Here is a 2,511-nt window from a genome sequence, read left to right as displayed (position 1 = left end):
TCAACGACCTGCTCGGCAAGATGAAGGAAAAGGCCCTGGCCGCTTCCGACACCTCGCTGAACACCGCTTCGTTCAACGCGCTGCAAGCCGACTTCACCTCGCTGCGCGACCAGGTCGAAAAGGCCGCCAAGAACGCCAAGTTCAACGGCATCAGCCTGGCCGACAACTCGACCACCAAGCTGACCTTCCTGGCCAATTCGGACGGCTCCGGCTTCACCGTGAACGCCAAGACCCTGACCCTCGCCGGCCTGGGTCTGTCGACCAGCTCGACCTTCACCGATGCGGCGACGGCCAAGACGATGATCAGCAGCATCGACAAGGCTCTGGGCACGGCCACCAACAAGCTGGCCTCGCTGGGCACGTCCTCGTCGGGCCTCGACACCCACCTGACCTTCGTCGGCAAGCTGCAAGACAGCCTGGACGCCGGCGTCGGCAACCTGGTGGACGCCGACCTGGCCAAGGAAAGCGCCAAGCTGCAATCGCTGCAAACCAAGCAGCAGCTGGGCATCCAGGCGCTGTCGATCGCGAACTCCTCGAGCTCGTCGATCCTGAGCCTGTTCCGCTAAGACGGATACCGCCGACGTTCGCGTCGGTCTTGGGGGCGAGCCTTCGGGCTCGCCCCTTTTTCTTTGGGCGATCGGGACCGTCACCCGCACCCTATTCGTGGTTACCGCGCCGTTAACCAGCAACCCTTTGTTAGGGCTGACCATTCCGCTCTGACGAGAGGAGCGGCCTGGTGACCGACGAGGAGCGAAAGGCCTGGCTCGAGCTGTGGTCGGCCGTGTTCGGCGAGCCGCCGCCGATCGTGTCCGACGGCGATCTCGCGGCCAGGATCCTGGTCGCGCACCTGCCGCCGGCGCCGCCCTACGAGATCAAGTCCCGAACTGAGTGAACGGCACGCGATTGAAGAATTCGCGCTCGGCCCCGCGGGGATCGTTCTCCAGGCGCGAGGTGGTGTCGAACACCATCGTCTGGCGGCGGGGCAGTGTGTAGGGCTCCCACTTCGGCAAGGCGCCGCCGTTCGGGTCGCTAGCGCGGGCGAAGTTGACGAAGGCGTCGCTCATCAGGTTCGACATGGCCACGGACTCCGGCCCCGTCCCGACGATCGAACCCTTGGCGTCCAGCGTTCCGAACACTAGGCCGATGTCGATCGTGTGCGGCGCGCCGAAGATCCCGCCCTGGATCGGAGACTTCCAGTCCACCTGGTAGACATAGGCCGGCGAGCCCGCGCGGGCCCGCTCCTCGGCCTGGATGATCGCGGCCTTCCACGAGCGCCCGGCGGTCGAGGCGGCGAAATAGACGTCCGAGGGCGAATAGTTCGGATAGGTCTGGCGGTAGAAGGTCACGACCGTCTCGGGATCGATGTCGATGCGGGCGTTGAACTGGCCCGGCAGCCTGGCGATCACCTCGTCCCACGTCTTCGGGAAGGTCGAGGCGTCCAAACCGATGAAGCCCTTGGTCTCGTCGTGGGTGTTGCCGCACATCATCGGTACGGACAGGCCGAGCGGCGAGGCGTCGGGGAAGAACGGATGGCGGGTCAGGCTGCGCTCGTCCAGGACGGGGCCCATATAGACCCCTCCCGATCCGGCGACCGGATCGACCGCCTTCAGGCCGGCCAGCATCTCGATCGCGGGCAGGGCGCGCAGGGCCGCCAGGTCGTTGACGCCCAGCTTGTCCAGGAACAGCCTGGCGCGCTTGGTCGCATTGAACGGGCCGCCGACGGTGACCTGCTGGCCGCTCATGGTGGCGGCGCGATGGAAGAGACCCTTGGCCGAGGGCATGGCCATCAGGGTGGCGATCTTGGCCCCGCCGCCCGACTGGCCAAACAGCATCACCCGCTCGGGATCGCCGCCGAACGCTGCGATGTTGTCGCGCACCCACTGCAGCGCCAGCACCAGATCCAACTGGCCGGCGTTGCCGCTGTCGGCGACGCTGGGATCATTGAACAGGCGAGCCAGGTAGAGATAGCCGAAGGCGTTCAGGCGGTGGTTGACCGTCACCACCACGACGTCGCCGCGCTTGGCCAGCTTGGTCCCTTCGTACCAGGGGCTGGCGCCCGAGCCGCCATTATAGGCGCCGCCATGGATATAGAACATCACGGGCCGCTTGGCCCCGTCCGCGAGCCCGGCCTTGCCCGGCTTGGCGGGGGTCCAGACGTTGAGGAACAGGCAGTCCTCCGACAGCGTCTCGCCATCCTCGCCCCTGCCGGTCTGCATCGAGGCCGGCCCGTAGGTCACGGCGTCCTTCACGTCGGTCCAGGGCTCGGGCCTGACCGGCGGCATGAACCGGCGCGTCCCGCCGGTGTCGGCGCCATAGCGCAGGCCCTTGAAGACGCTGACCGCGCCGTCGACATAGCCGCGCACCTTGCCATTGGTGGTCTTGACCACCGGCGAGCGCTTCTCGGCCGTGAAACCGGCGCTTGGCAGGGCGGCGTAGGCGGCCAGGGCGGCGGCCCCGGTGATCAGGGTGCGGCGGGTGGCGTCCATGGTTTCCTCCGGCGGCTTCTGACGA

General features: G+C 67.2%; 3 protein-coding genes. 2 read left to right on the top strand and 1 reads right to left on the bottom strand.

The features are described 5' to 3' along the window. Together VJ655_RS20075 and VJ655_RS20070 are read left to right on the top strand one after the other, a co-directional pair. On the top strand, positions 1 to 566 hold a 566-nt coding region (locus tag VJ655_RS20075), incomplete at its 5' end, for a flagellin (protein WP_324114209.1). A gap of 170 nt (positions 567 to 736) precedes the next feature. Further along, complete coding sequence (locus tag VJ655_RS20070) at positions 737 to 892, top strand: hypothetical protein (protein WP_324114207.1); 156 nt, start codon at positions 737 to 739, stop codon at positions 890 to 892. On the opposite strand, the gene VJ655_RS20065 is transcribed toward VJ655_RS20070, so the two are convergent. Beyond that, positions 873 to 2,486, bottom strand: coding sequence for a carboxylesterase/lipase family protein (locus tag VJ655_RS20065; RefSeq protein ID WP_324114211.1), 1,614 nt, complete (start codon positions 2,484 to 2,486; stop codon positions 873 to 875). The two genes, VJ655_RS20070 and VJ655_RS20065, sit on opposite strands and share 20 nt — an antisense overlap. Between the last annotated feature and the right edge of the window lie 25 nt (positions 2,487 to 2,511).

Source organism: Caulobacter sp., assembly GCF_035254145.1.
In the GTDB taxonomy this organism is placed as follows: domain Bacteria; phylum Pseudomonadota; class Alphaproteobacteria; order Caulobacterales; family Caulobacteraceae; genus Caulobacter.
This window is presented reverse-complemented; position numbering and strand designations above follow the sequence as displayed.

Excerpts from the sequence above, each read along its gene's own strand:
- VJ655_RS20065 (WP_324114211.1), bottom strand. The coding sequence starts at position 2,486 with ATGGACGCCACCCGCCGCACCCTGATCACCGGGGCCGCCGCCCTGGCC.